1 pseudogene is annotated in these 590 nt (G+C 76.4%); it reads right to left on the bottom strand.

Annotation, left to right across the window (positions count from 1 at the left end):
* Positions 1-5 precede the first annotated feature (5 nt).
* A pseudogene (locus AB0G02_RS37715) lies at positions 6-590 on the bottom strand (hypothetical protein); the annotation flags it as partial.

Genomic DNA, 590 nt, shown 5'->3' with positions numbered 1-590 from the left:
GACACCTACACCCACCCCGGCGGAAACGGCGGCAACGGCGGTGCCGGTGGCAACGGTGGCACCGGGTGCGCAGGTCCCGGCGGCGCGGGCGGCCTGGGCGGTGCCGCGGGTGCGGCAGGCACGGGCAACGCCGGAACCGTCAACGGCGGCACCGGCGTGAACACCATCACCAACCCCAACGGCGCTTCCGGTCTGGTCGGCGCCAACGGCGTGGCCGGCGTCAACAACGGTGGCGTCTGCACCTGCTGATCGACGGCGACAGCCTCGTCACGGGGCCGGGGGGGGGGGGGGGGGCGGGCCCCCCCCCCCCCGGCCGGCGGCATGGTGTGGACGGCGTCACCGAGGAGCGTGACGGGGCCGGGCTCCCACGCGTCGACGCGCTCACCGGCGCGCAGCGCGATCGGGAGGAAGGTCTCCCGGTCGGCGCGGGCGAACAGCTCCCGCAGCGCCGGGTGCCAGTCGGTGATCGCCTCGACGCAGACCTCCCGCAGCCCCTCCGGCGGGAGGGCGAACAGCTCGTCGTCCGGCACGCCCAGCCGTTCCGGCGTCGCCACGAGCGTGACCATCAGGTAGTCCGACGCGTGCGCCGG

Origin of the sequence: Actinosynnema sp. NPDC023658 (assembly GCF_040639995.1) — a bacterium.
GTDB lineage: Bacteria > Actinomycetota > Actinomycetes > Mycobacteriales > Pseudonocardiaceae > Actinosynnema.
Note: the sequence above shows the minus strand (reverse complement) of the source record. Positions and strands in the feature narration are given on the sequence as shown.